This is a genomic window from Micromonospora sp. U21, assembly GCF_018070045.1.
In the GTDB taxonomy this organism is placed as follows: domain Bacteria; phylum Actinomycetota; class Actinomycetes; order Mycobacteriales; family Micromonosporaceae; genus Micromonospora.
The window spans coordinates 1-20768 of the sequence record NZ_JAGPYK010000045.1; the positions used below are offsets into that span (position 1 = coordinate 1).

At 71.9% G+C, this 20768-nt stretch carries 16 protein-coding genes; all 16 read left to right on the forward strand.

Annotated elements, in window-relative coordinates; genetic code table 11:
* Positions 1-1056: 1056 nt before the first annotated feature.
* The 16 genes from KBX63_RS32285 to KBX63_RS32360 all read left to right on the forward strand — a co-directional run bounded on the left by KBX63_RS32285 (position 1057) and on the right by KBX63_RS32360 (position 20672).
* Positions 1057-1734 carry a hypothetical protein gene (locus tag KBX63_RS32285; RefSeq protein ID WP_210917945.1) on the forward strand — a complete coding sequence of 226 codons (678 nt, stop codon included), beginning with the start codon at positions 1057-1059 and terminating at the stop codon, positions 1732-1734.
* Between the two features lie 154 nt (positions 1735-1888).
* Positions 1889-2353, forward strand: a complete 465-nt coding sequence (locus KBX63_RS32290) for a DUF948 domain-containing protein (RefSeq protein WP_210917902.1) — start codon at positions 1889-1891, stop codon at positions 2351-2353.
* A 29-nt stretch (positions 2354-2382) separates the two neighbouring features.
* Complete coding sequence (locus KBX63_RS32295) at positions 2383-2688, forward strand: hypothetical protein (RefSeq protein ID WP_210917904.1); 306 nt, start codon at positions 2383-2385, stop codon at positions 2686-2688.
* Entirely contained in the window at positions 2685-5363 is a 2679-nt protein-coding gene (gene alaS, locus KBX63_RS32300) for an alanine--tRNA ligase (RefSeq protein ID WP_210917905.1), read from the forward strand. The genes KBX63_RS32295 and alaS overlap by 4 nt, the downstream gene beginning before the upstream one ends.
* 72 nt (positions 5364-5435) lie before the next feature.
* Complete coding sequence (gene ruvX / locus KBX63_RS32305) at positions 5436-5894, forward strand: Holliday junction resolvase RuvX (RefSeq protein ID WP_210917906.1); 459 nt, start codon at positions 5436-5438, stop codon at positions 5892-5894.
* Complete coding sequence (gene mltG, locus KBX63_RS32310; RefSeq protein ID WP_210917907.1) at positions 5894-7087, forward strand: endolytic transglycosylase MltG; 1194 nt, start codon at positions 5894-5896, stop codon at positions 7085-7087. The genes ruvX and mltG overlap by 1 nt, the downstream gene beginning before the upstream one ends.
* Positions 7087-7923, forward strand: coding sequence for a shikimate dehydrogenase (locus tag KBX63_RS32315; RefSeq protein ID WP_210917908.1), 837 nt, complete (start codon positions 7087-7089; stop codon positions 7921-7923). The genes mltG and KBX63_RS32315 overlap by 1 nt, the downstream gene beginning before the upstream one ends.
* Positions 7924-8021: 98 nt before the next feature.
* Positions 8022-9728 carry a glycosyl hydrolase gene (locus KBX63_RS32320; RefSeq protein ID WP_210917910.1) on the forward strand — a complete coding sequence of 569 codons (1707 nt, stop codon included), beginning with the start codon at positions 8022-8024 and terminating at the stop codon, positions 9726-9728.
* Between the two features lie 372 nt (positions 9729-10100).
* A complete protein-coding gene (locus KBX63_RS32325; RefSeq protein ID WP_210917913.1) occupies positions 10101-10931 on the forward strand; it encodes a phosphatase PAP2 family protein in 831 nt (276 codons plus the stop codon).
* 213 nt (positions 10932-11144) lie between these two features.
* Complete coding sequence (locus KBX63_RS32330; RefSeq protein WP_210917947.1) at positions 11145-13088, forward strand: delta-60 repeat domain-containing protein; 1944 nt, start codon at positions 11145-11147, stop codon at positions 13086-13088.
* Positions 13089-13232: 144 nt separating this feature from the next.
* Entirely contained in the window at positions 13233-14846 is a 1614-nt protein-coding gene (locus tag KBX63_RS32335; RefSeq protein WP_210917914.1) for a lipopolysaccharide biosynthesis protein, read from the forward strand.
* A gap of 107 nt (positions 14847-14953) precedes the next feature.
* Positions 14954-16198 carry an O-antigen ligase family protein gene (locus tag KBX63_RS32340; RefSeq protein WP_374102291.1) on the forward strand — a complete coding sequence of 415 codons (1245 nt, stop codon included), beginning with the start codon at positions 14954-14956 and terminating at the stop codon, positions 16196-16198.
* The gene (locus KBX63_RS32345; protein WP_210917915.1) at positions 16195-17793 is read left to right on the forward strand and encodes a lipopolysaccharide biosynthesis protein; all 1599 of its coding nucleotides are present in this window, start codon (positions 16195-16197) and stop codon (positions 17791-17793) included. The genes KBX63_RS32340 and KBX63_RS32345 overlap by 4 nt, the downstream gene beginning before the upstream one ends.
* Positions 17794-17800: 7 nt before the next feature.
* Positions 17801-18703 carry a sulfotransferase domain-containing protein gene (locus KBX63_RS32350; protein ID WP_210917916.1) on the forward strand — a complete coding sequence of 301 codons (903 nt, stop codon included), beginning with the start codon at positions 17801-17803 and terminating at the stop codon, positions 18701-18703.
* Positions 18700-19965 carry a hypothetical protein gene (locus KBX63_RS32355; RefSeq protein ID WP_210917917.1) on the forward strand — a complete coding sequence of 422 codons (1266 nt, stop codon included), beginning with the start codon at positions 18700-18702 and terminating at the stop codon, positions 19963-19965. Before KBX63_RS32350 ends, KBX63_RS32355 begins: the two co-directional genes overlap by 4 nt.
* 224 nt (positions 19966-20189) lie before the next feature.
* Positions 20190-20672, forward strand: a complete 483-nt coding sequence (locus tag KBX63_RS32360; protein WP_210917919.1) for a UDP-N-acetylglucosamine--LPS N-acetylglucosamine transferase — start codon at positions 20190-20192, stop codon at positions 20670-20672.
* Positions 20673-20768 lie beyond the last annotated feature (96 nt).

Genomic DNA, 20768 nt, shown 5'->3' on the forward strand with positions numbered 1-20768 from the left:
GACCCGGCCCTGCCGGTGGTCAACCGGCGCGGCGGCACCCCACCCGCCGCGGAACGCCGTTCGGCGCCGCCCGCGGGCGCGGATCTCACCGGCGGTTCGCCCGGCCCGCTCGCCGTGCCGGACCCGGCCGCGGAGCGCGCCGCCGGCCGCCGGTCCGCCGGTCCGCCACCCGACCCGGGGGCGAAGGCTCCCACCGGTCGCCGGGCCGCTCGGCCCGGCACGCCGGAGTCCACCGGGGAGCAGCCGAGCGGTGGCCTGACCTACCCGCCGGCCGCCGGCGAGCGGCCCACCGGCCGCCGGGGGGCTCCGGCAAACACTCCGGACCCCAGCGGTCGACGACGCCGCCCCCCGGCGGCGCCCGGCAACGACGGGCCTGCCGGCCCGGGTCGACCCGGCGCGGCGGGCACCGCCCCCCCGACCGCCGGCCCCCCCCGCGGGGGCCCCCCCGCCGCCGGTGGCGGGCCCGCCGGTCCGGGCGCACCGGCCCGGGGCGCCGCCCGCACCACCCCGCCCGGCCGGGCCCGACCAGCCCTCGGCGACGCGCCGGTCTCGGGCGCCGGCCGGCGTGGCCCCGACGGGCCGCCCCGGCCCGCCCCCGGTGCCGAGGCTGCCGCCCGGGGCGCCGCCCGCCCGGACGGCCCGGCCCGCGCCGCGGTCGCACCGGGCGCTGGCCCGGACGGCCCACCCCGGCCGCGTCCCGACGGCCCAGCTCGCGCCGCTGTCCGCCCACCCGGCACCGCACAGCCGCCCGTTGGCGACGAGCGGGCCGGTGGCGAGTTCGGCAGCGGTCCCGCGGCGCCCGCGGTGGCCCGCGCGGGTGTGCCGGCCGTCCGGCCCACGCCGGCGGACCGCGCCGCCGGCCGGGCGCTGCCGCCGCACCGGGAGCCCGGCCGCCCCGAACCGACCGGCGTCGCGCCGGTGCCGCCGCCCGGCCGCGCGGGTGAGCCCGTCGGCGTGGCCCGGGCTGCCGCCGTGGTGCCCCCGCCGGCCGGACCGGTGGACCGACCGGTGCCCGAGCCGGCCGCCGAGCCCGCGCTGCGCGCGCCCGGCCGGGACGTGCCCGACGACGATGACGCGGCCCCGGGTGCCCGGTCCGAGCTGCGCCGGCAGTCGCGCGAGCGTCGCCGCCTACGTGCGGCGGTGCTGGCGTTGGTCAGCGTCGTGCTGCTCGGCGCGGTGCCGCTCTTCTTCGGCATCCGTACGCTGAGCAGGGACCCGGTCTTCGACAACCTGGACCAGCTGAACGTGCCGGGCTGGGCCGCCGCGAAAACGGTCGACGACGTCAGTGGCAGCCGCTGGTGCCTGCTCGACTGCCGGCTGCGCGAGCGCACCGTCACCTCGGAGAAGTCGCCGGAGGAGACGGCGCAGGTCTACGAGAGCGCGCTGCGCCAGGACGGCTGGCAACCCTGGAAGGTGGCCCGCTGCCCGGAGCCGGATACGAAGGGCAGCTACACCTGCTGGCGCCGCGACGAGCTCACCCTCGACCTCTGGGTACGCGAGCCGACCTGCGTGCCGCCGCCGGTCGACGGCGAGCCGGCGATCGTGCCGTCTCCCGAGCCGTCGGCCGCTGCGGCCGAGTGCGCCGGCTCGTTGGTGTCGGTGAAGGTACGCAACGCGATCGACGACGAGCGGACCAGGCCACAGCCGAGCACCGATCCGTCACTGACCGGAGAGGATCCGTTCCCGACGGTCAGCGAGGACCCGCTGGATGAATTGACGCCCTCACCGTCGTGAGCGGGTCTCCATCACGGACGGTAGGGTCTGGGGCTGGCGGGCCCGAGCCCGCTGCCGCTGGCCGGTGACGGCTCGGCGGGGCCCGGTACGGGTGCCACGGTTGTGTGTTCCGGGGACGGCGGGTCCTGAGGAACTCTGCTTGAGGAGGACAGGCGTGGGCGACATTGGAGAGGTTGCGGCGCTGGTCGCGGCGTGCGCGTTCGCGGTGCTGGTGCTGATCCTGACGCTGCCCATCCTGCGGCTGCGGCACACGGTGGACGCCACCACCCGGATGATCAACGACCTCAACGATCGGACCGCGCCGCTGATCGGTGACGTGAACACCACGGTGAAGAACGTCAACACCGCCCTGGAGCAGGTGCAGACCTCGCTCGACGGTGTGAACCTCCAGCTGGCGAAGGTCGACACGATGACCAGCCACGCGCAGAACGTCACCGCCAACATCGCCAACCTGGCCACCGTGGTCTCCGCCGCGGCCGCCAACCCGCTGGTCAAGGTGGCCGCGTTCGGCTACGGCGTGCGCAAGGCCGCCGCCGGCCGCCGGCACGCCGAGACCGAGCGCGAGGTGCGCGACACGATCAAGCAGCAGCGGCGGGCCGCCCGGCGCGGCAACCGCTGACCGGCCGGCCCACCAGGAGGTAGCGAGACATGAGGCGCTTGTTCTGGCTCGGCATCGGTCTGGCCGTCGGCGTGGTGGTGGTCCGCAAGGCGACCCGGACCGCGCAGGCGTACACCCCGGCCGGCGTGGCCAGCACGTTGTCGGAATCCGCTGGCGGGCTGGTCGAATCGCTGCGTAGCTTCGTGGAGGACGTCCGGATCGGGATGGCCGAGCGCGAGCAGGAGATCCACCAGGCGTTCGCCCAGGGCGAGGCGTTCGACGACCAGTTCGCCGAGTTGCGGGAGGACCCGCGGGTCGGCGATCGAGAAATCTTTCCGGAGGAACACCAGCGATGAAGACGGCGGAGATCAAGCGGCGGTACCTCGCGCACTTCGAGGCGAACGGCCACGCCGTGGTGCCGTCCGCTCCGCTGCCCGCCATCAGCGACCCGAACCTGCTGTTCGTCAACGCCGGTATGGTGCCGTTCGTCCCCTACTTCCTGGGCCAGCAGTCCGCGCCGTACCGGCGGGCGGTCAGCGTGCAGAAGTGCATCCGCACCCCGGACATCGACGAGGTCGGCAAGACCAGCCGGCACGGCACGTTCTTCCAGATGAACGGCAACTTCTCCTTCGGTGACTACTTCAAGGAGGGGGCGATCCCGCTCGCCTGGGAGCTGATCACCAAGCCGCAGGACCAGGGCGGGTACGGCCTCGACCCGGAGCGGATCTGGCCGACCATCTATCTCGACGACGACGAGGCGTTCCAGATCTGGCGCTCGATCGGCGTGCCGGCCAAGCGGATCATCCGCCGGGGCAAGGCGGACAACTTCTGGTCGATGGGCATTCCCGGGCCGTGCGGCCCGTCCTCGGAGCTGTTCTACGACCGGGGCCCGGAGTACGGCCGGGAGGGCGGCCCGGCGGTCGACGAGGACCGCTACATGGAGTTCTGGAACCTCGTCTTCATGCAGTTCGAGCGGGGCCCGGGCACCACCAAGGACGACTACCCGATCCTGGGCGACCTGCCGGCGAAGAACATCGACACCGGCATGGGCCTGGAGCGGATGGCCTCGATCCTGCAGGGCGTCGACAACCTCTACGAGATCGACGAGGTTCGGCCGATCCTGGACCGGGCGGCCGAGCTGACCGGCAAGCGCTACGGTGCGCACTCCGGCCACGTGGCCAGCGAGTCGCACCCGGACGACGTCCGGCTGCGGGTGATCGCCGACCACGTGCGGACCGCGCTGATGCTGATCGGCGACGGCGTGACCCCGAGCAACGAGGGGCGCGGCTACGTGCTGCGCCGGATCATGCGCCGGGCGATCCGGTCGATCCGGCTGCTCGGCTGGCAGGACCGGGCGCTGCCCGAGCTGCTGCCGGTGGCGCGGGACTGCATGTCGCCGTCGTACCCGGAGCTGGCGACCGACTTCGACCGTATCGCGCAGTACGCGTACGCCGAGGAGGAGGCCTTCCTGTCCACGCTGCGCGCCGGCACCACGATCCTGGACACGGCGATCGCCGAGACCCGCACCGCGGGCGGAACGGCGCTGTCCGGGGCGAAGGCGTTCCAGCTGCACGACACGTACGGCTTCCCGATCGACCTGACCCTGGAGATCGCCGCGGAGCAGGGCCTCGCGGTCGACGACGAGGGTTTCCGCCGGCTGATGGCCGACCAGCGGACCCGGGCGAAGGCCGACGCGCAGGCCCGTAAGACCGGGCACACCGACGTGTCGGCGTACCGGTCGGTGCTCGACTCGGGCGGCCCGGTGACGTTCACCGGGTACAGCGAGGTGGCTCGCGAGTCGCGGGTGCGGGCGCTGCTCGGCGAGGGCGGTCCGCGCCAGGCGGCGACCGAGGGCGACACCATCGAGCTGGTGCTCGACACGACTCCGTTCTACGCCGAGGGCGGTGGCCAGCAACCCGACCAGGGCATGATCACCGTGGGTGGTGGTCAGATCGAGGTGTTCGATGTGCAGCAGCCGGTGCCCGGCCTGATCGTGCACCGGGCCCGGGTGATCCGGGGTGAGGTGCGGGCCGGCGAGACCGGCTTCGCGGAGATCGACACCACCCGGCGCCGGGCGATCTCCCGGTCGCACACCGCCACCCACCTGGTGCACCAGACCATGCGCAACTTCCTGGGCGACTCGGCCACCCAGGCTGGTTCGCTGAACGCGCCTGGCCGCCTGCGGTTCGACTTCAACACCCCGACCGGTGTGTCGCCGAGTGTGCTGCACGACGTGGAGCAGCAGGTCAACGAGGTGCTCCTGGCCGACCTGGAGGTGCACGCCTTCATCACCTCGCTGGACGAGGCGCGGCGGATCGGGGCGATGGCGCTCTTCGGCGAGAAGTACGGCGAGGAGGTACGGGTCGTCGAGGTGGGCGACTATGCCCGGGAGCTGTGCGGCGGCACCCACGTGGCCCGCTCGGCCCAGCTCGGCCTGGTGAAGATCCTCTCCGAGTCGTCGATCGGCTCCGGCGTCCGTCGGGTCGAGGCGCTGGTCGGCATGGACGCCTTCGGCTTCCTGGCCCGTGAGCACCTGCTGGTCTCCCGGCTGGCTGAGCTGTACCGGGTGCCGAACGACCAGGTCGCCGACCGGGTGGAGCAGACCGTCACCCAGCTCCGGGACGCGGAGAAGGAGCTGGAGAAGCTGCGCGCCCAGCTGGTGCTGGGCGGGGCGGCTGCGCTCGCCGCCCAGGCCAAGGACGTGCGCGGGGTGGCGTACGTGGGCACCGAGGCGCCGGAGGGCGCGGCCGGCAACGATGTGCGGACGCTGGCCCAGGAGATCCGCGGCAAGATCGACCCGGCGCGGCCGGCGGTGGTCGCGGTGGCGGCTCGCGCGAACGGCAAGGCGTCCCTGGTGGTGGCGGTCAACCAGGCCGCCCGCGCTCGGGGCCTGGCCGCGTCGGATCTGGTGAAGGCGGCGTTCTCCGGGCGCGGCGGGGGCAGCCCCGATCTGGCCCAGGGTGGCGGCCTGCCGGCGACTGAGGCGCCGAAGCTGTTGCTGACCGTCGAGAAGGCGGTCACCGAGGCGTGATGGACCACCATCTTCGACCAGGGCGGGCCGATCGGTCCGCCCTGGTTCGTCCGTTCACAGGGGTGACCGTCGGTGACTGAGCTGACGCGCGGGGTACGGATCGGAGTGGATGTCGGCCAGGTCCGCGTGGGGGTGTCCCGCTCGGATCCGGACGGGGTGCTGGCAGTCCCGCTGGTCACCCTGGCCCGCGACCTCACCGCGGCGCCGGACGCGGTGCCGAGCGACCTCGCCGAGCTGGCAGCGCTGGTGGCGGAGTACGAGGCCGTCCAGGTTGTCGTCGGCCTTCCGGTCAATCTCGCCGGGAAGCACGGCCCCGCGGCTGTCCACGTGAAGGCGTACGCTGACCGACTGGTCGATGTGATAGCGCCCGTCCCGGTAGCGCTCACTGACGAGAGGATGTCGACCGTGGTCGCTTCTCGTAGGCTTGCCGAGCGTGGCGTTCGGGGCAAGCGTCAACGTGCGGTTGTCGACCAGGCGGCCGCGGTGGAGATCCTGCAGAGCTGGCTGGACGCGCAGCGGAGGCGGACGTAATGATCGACGATCTGGATCTTGGGTTCGACGAGGCGGAGCGGGGGGAGAAGGGCCGGCACCGGCGTGGCTTCGTCCGCAAACGCAAGGGCGGGTCCGGGGGCCGGGGCAAGACGTTCCTGGCCCTGCTGCTGGCCCTGTTCCTGCTGGGCGGCATCGGTGGCGGCGCGTTCTACGGCTTCGACCGGATCCAGAACTACTTCGTCACCCCGGACTACGACGGCGCCGGCACCGGTGAGATCACCGTCGAGATCAAGCAGGGCGCGCTGCTCGCCGACATGGCCGACGCACTGGTCACCGCCGACGTGGTCAAGAGCCAGAAGGCGTTCATCGAGGCCGCCGAGGCGAACTCGCGCAGCAAGAACATCCAGCCGGGCACGTACAAGCTGCGCAAGCAGATGAGCGGCGCGAGCGCCGTCACCGCGATGCTCGACCCGAAGAACAGGATCGTCAACGGGCTGACCATCCCCGAGGGTCGCACCAGCCTGAGCATCTACAAGCTGCTCTCCGAGAAGACCAAGATCCCGGTCAAGGACTTCCAGACGGCGGCGAAGGACCCGGAGGCGCTCGGCGTCCCGGAGTGGTGGTTCAAGCGCGACGACGGCAAGAAGGTCGTCAAGTCCGTCGAGGGCTTCCTCTTCCCGGACACGTACGAGATCCCGCCCAAGGCCACCGCGGAGAGCATCCTCAAGCTGATGGTGGACAACTTCCTCTCCGTGACCGGGGAGATGAAGTTCGCCGACCGGGTGCAGAAGGAACGCAAGGTCAGCCCGTACGAGGCGCTGATCGTGTCCTCGCTGGCCCAGGCCGAGGCGGGTAACAAGGACGACCTGGGCAAGGTCGCCCGGGTGGCCTACAACCGGGTCTACGGCGAGTTCAACTGCAACTGCCTGGAGATGGACGTCACGGTCAACTACTACCTGGAGTCGATCGGCAAACCGACCAAGACCTCCGCGCAGATGACGGTGGCCGAGCTGGACGACCCGAAGAACCCGTACAACCGTAAGCTGCCGGGCCTGGTCCCCACCCCGATCAACAACCCGGGGAAGCAGGCCCTGGAGGGGGCGATGGCCCCGCCGCCGGGCAAGTGGCTCTACTTCGTGGCGATCGACAAGGAGGGCCACTCCGCCTTCGCCGAGACGTACGAGGGTCACCAGCGCAACGAGGCCAAGGCCAGGGAGGCCGGCATCATCTGATGGCGCTCAGACGACGGGCCGCGGTGCTGGGCAAGCCGATCGCGCACTCCCTCTCCCCGGTGATCCACACCGCCGGGTACGCGGCGGCCGGGCTGGTCGGGTGGTCGTACACCCGGATCGAGTGCGCGGCGGCGGAGCTGCCGGATGTGGTCGCCGGTCTCGGCCCGGAGTGGGCCGGGCTGTCGGTGACGATGCCGGGCAAGGAGGCGGCGCTCGCGGTGGCCGCGGAGGCGTCGCCGGTCGCCGTCGCCGTCGGCGCGGCCAATACGCTGGTACGCCGGCCGGACGGCTCCTGGTACGCGGACAACACCGACGTCGCCGGCATGGTGCGGGTGCTCACCGACGCCGGGGTGGTGGCCGGTGCTGCCCTGACGGTGCTCGGCGCCGGTGGTACGGCCCGTGCCGCGCTGGCCGCCGCCGCTCGGCTGGCCTCGTCCTCGGTGACGGTGGTGGCCCGCCGGGCCGAGGCGGTCGACGACCTGCGGCCGGTGGCGGATGCGCTGGGGGTCCGGTTGAGCGCCGGCGCCTGGGCCGACGCGCCCCGGCACCTGGCCGCCGAGGTGGTCGTCTCCACCGTGCCGAAGGGGGTCGCCGATCCGCTGGTCGACACGGTGACCTGGTCGCCGGGCGCGGTGTTCTTCGACGCGCTATACGACCCGTGGCCGACGCCGTTGGCCGCCTCCGCCCTGGCGGCGGGCCTGCGGGTGGTGTCCGGTCTGGACCTGTTGCTGGCCCAGGCCGTCGGCCAGTTCGAGCAGTTCACCGGGGTGACCGCCCCGGTGAAGGCGATGCGGACGGCCCTGCGACAGGCGACCGGGGCGACTTCCTTTAGCTGACGGTTAAGACGCGCTTAGGGAAAACTGTCCTCCCTACGACATGGTGTGGTCGTCGATACGCTGCTCAGCGTCACCGCAGCAGACACAGGGAGTTCTCCTTGAGCAGGCACGGACTGCACCGCATCACCCGTTACCGCCCCGGCCCCCGGCGCAAGGCGATCGCCGTCGGCGTGGTCGGCGGCTCGGTGGTCGCCGGCATCGTGGTGACCATGATGCCGCTGCTGGCCATCGACGACTTCTCGATCCGGGCGACGGCGGACACCACCGCGACCGTGGTGACGCAGGACGGCGACAACGCCGCCAAGCCGACCCTCGCGACCTGCCCGGCGCGCTGCGACGGCAACCCGCGCGGTAACCGGGAGGCGGTCATCGAGTTCGCGGTGACCACTGTGCCGGCCGCCGCGGTCAACGTCCGCGCGACGCTGCGGGTGCACGCCTGGCAGCAGTTCGCCGCCACGGTGACGGCGCACGCCTCGCCGCTGAGCGCCCGCGAGACACGGCCCGCCCCGAAGCCGGCCGGCGCCACGCTGGACACCGTGACCGGGGTGTCCAAGGGCTTCAACGAGTGGGACATCTCCCGCCTGGTCACCGGCAACGGCACCTGGACGGTGTCACTGACCCAGGCCGGCCTGGACACCCGGATCTACTGGGCGTCGGCGGAGAACCGCGACCCGGAGCTGCGGCCGCGCCTGGTGATCAGCTACGACATCGGCGCCCGGCCGTCGCCGGTGACGACCACCCGCCCGGCGCCGCCGCCGACGCCGAGCGCGTCGCCGACCACCGCCGCGCCGAAGCCGTCGCCGACCATCGCCCCGACCCGGACGCCCACTCCGTCGGCGAGCCCCACGGTCGCGCCCGGCAGGTGCGGCGCGGTGTCGGACAAGCTCGTCCCGTCCTGCGGCGCCTGGTGGGGGATGTACTCGCCGTCCGGGGCGGGCAGCGGCTGGAACCACGGCAAGGCCGTCACCGACGTCGAGGCGCAGGTCGGCCGCAAGTTCGACATCGTGCACCGCTACCACGACTTCTCCAACGTCGGCAGCAACGGCGCCTTCCCGGACGCCTACGAGCAGCAGCAGATGCGCGAGGGCCGGCTGATGTTCTTCGCCTGGGAGTCGCGCAACTTCTCTGCGGGCACCAGCCTGACCTGGGCCGACGTCTACAGTGGCCGGCAGGACGAGACCATCGACGCGGTCGCCGGCCGGATCCGGGACGCCAAGGTGCCGGTCTTCATGGGCTTCGACCACGAGCCGGAGGACGAACCGGCCAAGGGCAGTGACGCCGACTTCGCCCGGGCCTGGCGCTACGTGCACGAGCGGTTCGCCCAGGCCGGCGCGGACAACGCGGTCTGGGTCTGGACGATGATGGGCTGGTCCGGCCACTACTCCCGGTACGCCGGCCTGTACCCCGGCGACCGCTACGTGGACTGGGTGGCCTACGACCCGTACAACTTCCACGTCTGCAACGGCAGCACGGTGTGGAAGAGCCCGAGCACCACCGTCGGCGGCTTCTACCGGTGGCTGGACGAGAACGGCATCGGCGCCGGCAAGCCGCGGATGCTCGCCGAGTTCGGCACCAACTTCAATCCCGCTGACCGGGGCGCCAAGCAGCGCTGGTTCCAGGACTTCCCGGCGGCGCTGAAGGCCCACCCGAAGATCAAGGCCGCCGTCTACTTCAACTCGTCGGGCATGACCACCCGCACGACGACCTGCGACATGACGATGAACCACGATGCCGCGGCAGTGGCCGGCTTCGCTGAGGCCGGCCGTGACCCGTACCTGCGGCAGCCCACCGGGGGGAGCCGCTGACGACCGCTCGAGTGGTGGCAGCATTTCGTCCAGATCCGCCCCGGGCCGGGTGCTGCCGCCGAGCGTCGCCTCTGTCGTGATTGCGACTCGACCCCAATGGTTGGAGTTCGGCCAGTTGCACGGCAACGACGATTGTCGAAACCACGACAGGTGGTGGACGGAGAGCGGACGGACTGGCGGCTATCGCGCAGCGTCCAAGTCCCTTAACGTGTCACCTCGAATGCCATGTGGTGGTGCCGGCGGACCCTGAACGGGGTGGTTGCTCGGTGGCCCGGGTGAAGGGGGACCGATGACGTCGGCGGACACCAGGTGGTTGCGTGCCACGGACGTGGCGGGGTCAGCCGCTGGTCGACCGGACGGCGGTGACCGGCTGTGGTTCTGATCTACGCTCTGGGGGCACTGTCGGTGCTGGTGCCGGCCGCTCTGATCCCTCTGATGGCGACCCGTTGGGCGCCGGCCGTGCGGGAGAGTCGGGCGGCGGACCGACTGCGCGTCGCAGTGGCTGGGCTCACCGAGGCTCTCGGCCGGATCGGGGCCGCTCTTGTCGTCCTGCTCGCCGGGTCCGCGGCGGTGGTGACGATCTGCTGGCCCCTCGGCGAACTGCTGTCCAGATTGGAACCGTCCGTCGACCATCCGGTTTTCGACTACGTGCATGCCCGTCGTGTCGACGTGTGGGCCGACATCAACTCGTTCGTCACCGCGATTGGGGACCGATACCCGCTCAAGTGGGTGACGGTGGTCGCGGCGGTCGGCTTCGCCATCGCCTGGCGACGCCGCCGATGGTGGATCCCGCTGGTCGCGATGCCGTTGCAGTTCGTCATCGAGCAGTACATCCAGCAGATCCTGGCGTTGACCGTGGACCGCGGCCATCCACCCACCGACCTCGGCACCTATCCCTCCGGCGGTTGTGCCCGGGTCATGCTCACCTTCGGCACCATCGCGGTGCTGGCGGGGCTGACCTGGAACATCCCGAGACGCGGCCGAATTGCCATCGCGACCGCGCTGGCCGTGCTGGTCGCCGTGGAGGGGTATACCCGGATCTATGCCGAGCGGCACTGGCTCACCGACGTGATCGGTGGATGGATCTTCGCCACCCTGCTGCTCAGCGTGATGGTGCTGACGGTACTCGTGGCCGAGGGCCGGGTGCGTCCACCCATCCGGCCCGCGGACGCGGTGCCCGTTGAGGTCACGACCACAGCCTGACCTGTTGCTGCATCGCTGCTCGACCGGGGCGTGCTGACGTGAGTCTGATACCCGACAGGGATACCACCCACCGTCGTCGCGTGGGGCCGGCGACCGCCCAATCGGCGGATATCGCGAATCATGATCGACGAGGCACGCTACGCGGGATCTCGTCCAACTTGGAGGCGTAGCGTGCCCATAGTTTCGCTTTCTCGGCGATCTGCCGGGTCCCGTATCCGTGCGGCCGCAGTCGGCCTGGTGACCCTCGCCGCGGTGTTGACCGTCCCGTCCGTCACCTCGGCCGCCGTGGTGCCAGCTCCTGAGACGGCGACCGTGGTGTCGACCAACCCGGCCGACAACACCCCGCACGGCCGCGACGGCGAGAGCCGCGCCTTCGCGCAGGTCGGCTCTCAGGTGTACGTGGGCGGCAGCTTCACCCAGATCCGGCAGAACGCCAGCGCGGCGTGGATCACGCAGAGTTACCTGTTCGCGTACGACCGGACCAGCGGAACCATCTCGACCACGTTCCTGCCGGTTCTCGACGGCCCGGTCAACACCCTGCTCGCCGGCCCGAATGGCACGCTCATCGTCGGCGGCGGCTTCAAGACCGTCAACGGCGTTTCCCGGAAAAACCTGGTGGCGCTGGATCCCACGACCGGAGCGACCATCAGCAGCTGGGTCGGCCGCTCCGACGGCGGCATGATCCGGGACATGGTGCTGCGTGGCAACTGGCTCTACCTTGCCGGCGCGTTCAACTGGGTGAACGGTGCCGCGCACTCCGGTCTGGCTCGGCTGAACGCCACCACCGGCGCGATCGACCCGACCTTCAACATCAACGCCACCGTCGGGCGGCACGGGACCGGCTCGTACGGCTGGACGATCGATGTCACCCCGGACGGGCAGACCATGATCGCCGGTGGCAACTTCACACTGGTGAACGGACTGTCCCGGAACCAGATGGCGATGATCGACCTTACTGGTACGCCAACCGTGCTGGACTGGAGCACTGAGAAGTTCGCCGCGCCGTGTGCGGCGCCCGAGACCTTCGTGCACTACGTGCAGGACCTGAAGTTCGGTGCGGACGGGAGTTGGTTCGTCGTCGGCACCAACGGCGGCGCTGGCTGGCCGGCTGCGTACTGCGACGCGCTGATCCGGTTCGAGACCGCAGACCGGGGTAGCGGCCAGCTCGGCACCTGGGTCGACTACACCGGCAACGACACCATCACCTCGGTGGAGGTGGCCGACAACGTCATCTACCTGGGCGGGCACTTCCGTTGGCTGAACAACCCGAACGCCAGCGACGCGCCCGGCAACGGCGCGATCGACCGACTCGGCATCGCCGCCGTCACCCCGGCGACCGGCCTGCCGGTCGCGTGGAACCCCGGCCGCCGCGGCAGCGCGTCCATGCCGGCCGGCACCAGCAACTGGGGCTCGCAGGTCCCCGTGCTCTGGCGGGGCAGCGACGGGCTGTACTTCGGGCACAACTCCGACGGCATGGGCAGCGAGTACCACGGCCGGCTCGGCATGTTCCCGCTCGCGGGCGGTCGCACCTTCGCCCCGAAGAACCCACCGACCGCGACCACTGGCAACCTCTACCTCGGCACCGGCCAGGGTCAGCTGGCCAAGACTCCGTTCGACGGCGCGAGTGTCGGTGCTCCCACCACGGTCAGCCAGCCCAACTACACGAACGCCGGCGCGACCTGGCGGGTGAGCGACCGCATCTACTGGGCACACACGGTGGCCGGCGCCCCCACCGGCAGCCGGATCGACGTCTCGATGTTCAACGGCGGCGCCATCGGCGTTCCCTGGGAGTCGTCGGGGTTCAACGACTGGTTCAACGCTGCCGGCATGACCGGCGCGTTCTACCTCAACGGCCGGTTGTACTACACCCGCAGCGGCGCCAACGCGCTCTACTACCGCTACTTCGAGATCGACGGCAACTATCTGGGCGCGACCGAGTTCGCCCTTCCGACGACCGGCGTCACCTGGTCGTCGGTGCGGGGCATGGCCTGGGTCAGCGGCCGCATCGTGTACGGCGGGACCGACGGCACGCTGCGCAGCGTGCCGTTCGATCCGACGGCCGCCCCGGTTGTCGACGGCGCGACCAGCACGGTGATCGCGCCGGCGGGCGGGGGCTTGACCTGGTCCACCCCGAGGATTTTTTTCTCGGTGCAGTGACGACTGATCCGTTCGACACAGAGAATCGATAGATCACGTCGGGCCGGTGGCGGACCACGTCGCCGGCCCGACGCCTCACAGGGGAAAGTACGGCGGGTACGGGCGTCGTTTCGTCCGGACAATCCATAACAGACGGTGAAGTTCATGGCTGATGCATCTCCCGGTTCCTGGTCCGCCGATCCGCTCGGCGGTGGGGGCACGCCGGCCCGGACAGTCACCCTGACCGACCTGCTCCGCGTCCCCCTGCACCGGATCCGGCTGGTGGGGGCGGTCGCCGCTTTCGGCCTGCTCGCCGCACTCGGGTACGTCCTCCTCATGCCGGGCGCGGTCACCGCGAGCGCCGTGGTGGCGGTACGCCCGGTTGTCACCGACGCGTTCACCCCGAGTGGCGCCGCCGCCGACCGGGCGGTGAACATGAACGTGGAGAGCGGCATCGCCACCGGGACCGAAGTGGTGCAACGGCTCGCGGCAGAGGGTGGCGATGACCAGCGCGACGTGCGGGACGCCCTCGAGGTGGAGGTGCCGACCGGCGGGCAGATTCTCCGTTTCTCCTACACCGGCCGCTCCGCCGACGAAGCGGTACGCAACGTCAACCTCGCCGCGCAGACCTACCTCGACGTGCGCCGGACGATGTACGAGAAGCAGCGAGCCGAGATGCTGAAGCGGTACGACGAGAGCATCGTGGAGGTGGACAAGCAGCGGGAGGCCTTGCAGCGGCGGATCGCGAGCGCACGGGACGGCTCGCTGGACGCCGCTATTGCCGAACTTGGCGGAACCAACAATCAGCTGACCCAGTTGAATTCAGCCCGGACGGAGATCGCGGCGGTCGATGTCAACCCGGGCTGGATCACTCAGAGCGCCGAGAACGTCCTGGTCTCCTCCGGCGGGCACATCCTGCTATACGTGCTGGCCGGGCTACTCGGTGGCGCACTGCTGGGGGTGGTGCTGGCGTACGGCTGGGAGTCGGGGGACCGCCGGGTCCGATCGGTCCACGACGGATTGGACGTGACCGGCTTGCCGCTGCTCGGCACCGTGCGCGGCCGGTTGTTCCGGGGCCGGGGGAAGGCGGTGGATGCCGATATCCGATATGCGGCCATGGCGATCGCCGAGCGGGTTCGCGAGCCGGCCCGGGTGGCGGTGCTGACCACTCGCGAGGACCAGACGTCCATCACCGCCGGTCTGGCGGTTGCGCTCGCCGCGACTGGCCGGGACGTCTACGTGGCCGACGACAGCGGCCGCCTCGACCACCTGCGTGCCGCTGTGCTGGCGGACCGGGACCGGCTGCCCGCGACGGCCAACACGGTCCGTCCACTCGTCCCGAAGCCCCGCACGGCCGATTCGGCCGGCGGCAACAGCGTCACCGAGCAGAGTCCCGCCCGCCGTCCGTCCCCATACCCGGTCGGCAGCTACCCGTCGACAGACCCGGACGCCACCCTGACCCTGCCGCGAACGAGCCTGAGCGCGACTGTGAGCGGCATGAGTACTGTCGGGAACGGCGCGGAGGAGGTGCCTGTGGGCGCCGGCGGAGTGCGTTTCGGCACGTGGCGGCAGCGCACCGCCAACGGGGTCGTGCTCTTCAACGCGCCGCCCTCCGAGGCCGACGAGCGCGGCGTCGCGGCGGCCCGCCAGGGCACCGCGGTGGTGGTGGTCGAACAGGACAGGACCCGCCAGGGCGACCTGCGCCGGCTCGCGGAGCGGCTGCGCGCGGCCGGCGTCACCCCGCTGGGTTTCGTGCTCACCCGCAGCGGCCGGGGCTGACGGTGCCCGTCGCCGTTGCCCTGGCCAGCAGCGAGCCGGACGGGGGCGGTCCGCCGGTCATCGCCGCACCGCTTTCACCCCGGCTGCCCCGCTGGCCGCTGCTGATCATGTTCGGTCTGGTTCCGCTGTGGTGGCTGGCCGGCGCGTTCTACCTGATCTGGCCACTGTTCGGCGCGGTGCTGCTGGCGTTGCTGATCGTCCGGGGGCGGGTGCCGCTGCCACCGGCGACCGGCATCTGGCTGCTGTTTCTGGCCTTGGTGCTGCTCAGCGCCACCCAACTACCCTCGCCGGTTTCGCTGCTTCCCTTCGGTCTGCGGCTGGGCGACTACGTCACTGCCCTCGTGGTTGGCGTGTACGTGTATGTCTACGCCCGGGAGCGAGCCGACCCGGCGGCGGCACTGGTGCCGATCTGCGCGTTCTGGATCGGGCTGGTGGCGTTGGGCTGGCTGGGAGTGCTGGCGCCGCGATTCGAGCTGACGACCCCGATGGAGATGTTGCTGCCCGGCGGCGTGGCTGGCCACCCGTACATGCAGGATCTGGTGCACGTCACCGCCACCGAGTACAGCGAACTTGCGCTCAATCCGATCTACCGGCCGGCGGCGCCGTTCCCGTACACCAACAACTACGGCAGCGCGTACGCGATGATGCTGCCCTGCGTCGTGGCGTACACCATGTTGCGTCGTCGCGGGATACTCCGCTGGGCACTGCTCGTGTCGCTGCCGCTGTCCCTGGCGCCGGCCTTCCTCACCCTGAACCGGGTCATGTTCGCGAGCCTCGGGGTGGGCCTGGCCGTGCTCGGCGTGCGAGCCGCGCTTCGCGGCAACGTCCGGGTGGGCGCGTCCGTTGTCGGAGTGCTGGTCATCGGCGGGCTCACCACCCTGTTGATCCCGGTCGCCGACCTGATCAACAGTCGGGTCGAGTCGAGCGACACGAACAGTGACCGGTTCTCCCTCTACGCCGAGGTCATCCGCCGCATCGCGGACTCACCGTGGCTCGGGTACGGCGCACCCGTCACCGTGGACACGGTCACGGCCGAGGTGCCGGTCGGCACCCAGGGGCAGCTCTGGACCGTGCTGTTCAGCCACGGCGTACCGGCGTTGCTCTGCTTCCTGGCCTGGTTCGTGATCGTCACGCTGAAGATCGCCCGGGCCCGCTCGGCACCCGGGCAGTGGCTGGCGGTGGTCCCGGTGATCTGCCTGGTGCAGATTCCGTTCTACGGTATGGCCGACCCCACCATCACGATCGCCTACTTCGGGGTCGCCGTCGCGATGGCGCTCGTCGAGCGGGAGGCGGGACCCAGAGGTGCCCGTCCGGCGCACCCTGTCCGCAGCCCGAAGGCGGCGGCGGTATGACCGCCGGGACCCGCCCAGCCGTCGGCTCCGGCTCCGAGGCGTTCGTCGCCGACGGTACGACCGAGGCGCGGCGCAGCGCCCGTACCGGCCTCGCGGGGCTTGCCGGGGCCGCGACCAACGGGCTCTTCGGTTTCCTGCTCGCGGTGGTGATCACCCGCGGCTACGGCACCGTCGGCTCGGGCGCGTTCTTCGCGGCGATCGGAGTCGTCACGGTGACCGCCGCCATCTGCACCATGGGTGCGGAGACCGGACTCATCTGGACGCTGCCTCGCCGGCGTGCCGGCCGAGGAGGCGACGCGGCACGGGTGCTCCCGGTGGCGCTGCTGCCTCCGCTGGTAGCCGCGGTCGTCGTCGCCGTCGGCGGGGTGTTCGCCGCGGACGCGCTCGCACCCCGCCTGCTGGACGCGCACAGCGGTACCGACACGGCCCTGATCGCGGCCAGCTTCGCCGCGGTGCCGCTGGTGGTGGCGATGACGCTTCTGCTGGCCGTGCTGCGTTGCATCCGTCCGATCCGGGCGTACGTCGGCGTGCAGTCCGTCCTGGTGCCGGTCGCGCGGCCGGTGCTGGTTGGTGCGGCGGCCGTTGCCAGCGGTGGCGTGCTCGTCGGCATGATCGGCTGGGTGGTCCCGGCGGCGATCGCCATCCTGGCCTGCCTCGTGTTGGTGACTGGCCCGCTGGGCGTCGGCCGGGGTGCAGCGCTGCGCCCCGAGCGGGCCGACTGGTCGGCGTTCTGGCGTTTCGCGCTGCCCCGTGCCGCCTCCGCCGCGATCGACGCCAGCGCCGTGTGGGTGGGCGTGCTGCTCACCTCGGTGCTCGCCGGGCAGGCCGACGCCGGCGTGTTCGGCGCGGTCGGCCGATACATCCTGGCCGGGCAACTGGCCATGCAGGGCTTGCGGGTGGCGGTGTCGCCCCAGCTTTCCCGGCTGCTCGGTGGTGGTGAGCGGGCCGCGGCCGCGGCGGTGCATCGGCAGATGACCACCTGGGCACTGGTGTTGTCGTGGCCGGTCTACCTCCTGCTCGCGGTGTTCGGGCTGGCGTTCCTGCAACTCTTCGGGCCCGGGTTCACCGCGGGAGCCACCGCGATCACCGTGCTGGCCCTGGCCATGCTGGTCAACACCGGCGTGGGAAACGTACAGACCCTCCTGCTGATGAGCGGTCGCAGTGGCCTGCACCTGGCCGCGACGGTGGCCGGACTGGTGGTCACCGTCTCCCTCGGACTGTGGCTGATCCCGCAGCACGGGGTGACGGGTGCCGCGCTTGCCTGGGCGGCCGGCATCGCCACCGAGAACCTGATCTCTTTCGTCTGCGCCCGGGTAGTGATCGGCCAGCCACTGGTTGACGCGGCGCTGGTACGGGCGGCGGCCGCGGTCATCGTCGGGGTGGGGATCGCGGCCCTGGCCGGCGTGCTCACCGGCGGTCGGGGGATCGCCGGCCTGGTGGTGGCACTGAGCGTGCTGGCCACCGGCTGCGTCGGCTTGTTGACGGTGCCCCGGGTACGAGGGCGCATCCGGGTGACCATGAGGCAGTTCCGTCGCGGTCAGACGGCGGCGCCGGTCGCCGCCGATGCCGCCGCGACCTCGACGAAGGGCAGGTGAGACCGCTGTGTCGTCCATCCGAGATCGGGTGAAGCAGCTCGTGCCGACCCAGGTGACCAACCGGTTGAAGGAGTCCCTGGTCGACTACGCGGTGCGGACCAGCGACCGGCGAGCGCTGCCGGACTTCCTGATCATCGGCACCAAACGGGGCGGCACCACCTCCCTGTGGAACTACCTCATCCAGCACCCGCTGGTGCCCCGGCTCTTTCCCGCCTGGAACACCAAGTCGGCGCACTACTTCGAGGAGCACTGGGGACGCGGCGAGGCGTGGTACCGCTCGCACTTCCCGACCGAGCGGCAGCGGGAGGCGCTGACCAAGCGGTACGGCGGGCCGGTCCGGGTCGGCGAGGCCGCCCCGCTGTACATGTTCCACCCCCTCGCAGCGCAGCGGGTCGCCGCGCTGATGCCGGCCGTGAAGCTGATCGTGCTGCTGCGCGATCCGGTGGAGCGGGCGTACTCGCACTGGAAGGAGCGCCGTACGCACGGCATCGAGCCGCTGGACTTCGCCGCGGCGCTGGCCGCCGAACCGGAGCGCACGGCGGGGGAGCGGGAGCGGCTGATCGCCGAGCCGGAGTCCTTCAGCGAGCCGTACGACTGGTACACGTACCGGGCCCGGGGGCGCTACCTGGAGCACCTGGAGCCGTGGCTGGAGCGCTTCGCCCGGGAGCAGATCCTCTTCCTGCCCAGTGAAGAGCTCTACCGGGACTCCCGCGCGACCTACCGGCGCACCCTGGACTTCCTCGGGTTGCCGCCGCACGACCTGCCGAGTTTCAAGGTCTACAACGACCGGCGTTCGGCGCCGCTGGAGCCGGCGGTGCGGGCCGAGCTGACCGACTACTACCGGCCGCACAACGACGCGCTGCGCCAGCGGCTGGGTCTGGCCCTCGACTGGGCGGACCGGACGGCGTGACCACGCGGGTCGGCGCGGCGGCCACCGACCTCCGGTCCCGGGTGGACGGGCTGGGTTGGGTGAGCCGCGCCGTCTTCCCGGACGCGCGGGTCGGCCTGACCGTGGGTGGCGCCCCGCCGCCGGGTCACCGGGCGGTCGCCCGGTACGCCGTGGTGCCGTCGGTGGCCAGGGCGCGGTTCCTGGTGCCGTTGGGCGCGCCCCGGGCCGGGGCGGCGTCGCTGCTGGCGTACAACGCGCTGCGGCCACCGAAGGTGCGTGCGGTGCGGGCGATGCTCGGCGGGCTGGCCCGGTTCGGCCCGGCCGGGCTGGCGCCCTTTCCGACGTTGACCGTCTCGGTGCCGGCCGGGGTGCCCGCGGCCGACCTGCTGCTGACCGAGCGGCTCGCCGACGCGCTCGGCGGTACGCCGCTGCTCGCCGCCTGCGGGGTCCGCCCACCGGACCCGAACGGCAAGCCCACCCTGCAACTGTTCACCGCCGACGGTCGCCCGCGCGGCTACGCGAAGATCGGCTGGAACGACGCGACCCGCGCGCTGGTCACCGCCGAGGCGGCGGCGCTGCGGGCGTTGCGCGCGGTGGCCGGCGTCGCCGACCACCCGTTGCCGCCGGGGCTGCTCACCGAGACGGCGTGGGCCGGCCAGGTGGTCGCGGTGATCGAGCCGCTGCCGCCGGCGGTACGCGGCGTTCCGGTCGACGACCCGCCGCGCATCGCGGCGCTGCTCGCGGTGGCCCGTCGCGGCGGCCCGGCCGGCGCGCCCCGACCGCTGGCCGGATCCACGTTCCTGACCCGGCTGGCCGCGCAGGCCGACCGGGCCGCCGTGGCCGAGCCGGCCGGCGCGCGAGCGGTCGCCGCGGTCGCAGCGCTGGCCCGCCGACACGGCGACACCGACGTCGAGTTCGGCCACTGGCACGGCGACTGGGTGCCGTGGAACCTGGGCCGGCACGCCGGCCAGCTGGTCGCCTGGGACTGGGAGCACAGCGGGCCGGACGTGCCGGTCGGCTTCGACCTGGCGCACGATGCCTTCCAACGAGCCCTGGTGCTGCGCGGGGAGCCGGCCACCGTCGCCGCGGCGGACGTCGACGGGCGCCTGGGCCGGCACGGCGACCGGCTGGGCCTGGGCCCGGCGCAGCGCCGGCTGGTGGCCGATGCGTACCTGGTGGAGATGTGGCTGCGGACCTGGCGGCTGGCCGACGCCGGCGCCGGCTGGAACGCAGCGCTGCATCCCGCACTGTTGGACGTCATCGAGAAACGACATAGCGATTGATCCGGGCACGTCGCCGCGCCGGTGGACATTGACCATCGCCGGAGCGTGACGGAAGAATTGCTGCTTGCGATGGACGTCGATGGCTGGCGGAGGGCCGATGGCAACGGCCGGTCCCCGTTGGAGATCGGCTGATCAACCGGTCGCCCTATTCAACGGTCGGGCAACCTGTGATCTGCTGCTGCGTGGTGTGGCCCGAAATTCCAAGCGAACTTGTGGGGAGTCGCGTGGACAGGAACAACAACGACGACGGCGGACCGCCCGTGCTGCTGCTGGTCGGCTCCAGCGGCGGCCACCTGGCCCAGCTGCTCGCCCTGCGGCCCTGGTACGAGAGTTGGCGGCGCTGCTGGGTCACCTTCGACACTCCGGAGGCGGTGTCGCTGCTGGCCGGCGAGGACCTGGTGCCGGCGCACCACCCGACCACCCGCAACGTGCCGAACCTGCTGCGCAACGCGCTGCTGGCGTGGCGGGTGCTACGGGGTCGGCGGGTCGCCGCGGTGGTCACCACCGGCGCCGGGGTGGCCGTGCCGTTCGTGGTGCTGGCCCGGCTGCGGCGCATCCCGACCGTCTACATCGAGGTGTACGACCGGATCGACACCCCGACGCTGACCGCCCGGCTCTGCCGGCCGTTCCTGTCCGCGATGCTCGTGCAGTGGGACGAGCAGCGGCGGCAGTACCCCGAGGCCACCGTCGTCGGGACGCTGCTGTGAGCGGGGAGACCGGCACCGCCCGGCGTCCACAGCCGCCACGGTCCGTTCCCGCGCCGGAGCCGGCCCGGCTGCCGCGCCAGCGCGACGCCGCGCCGG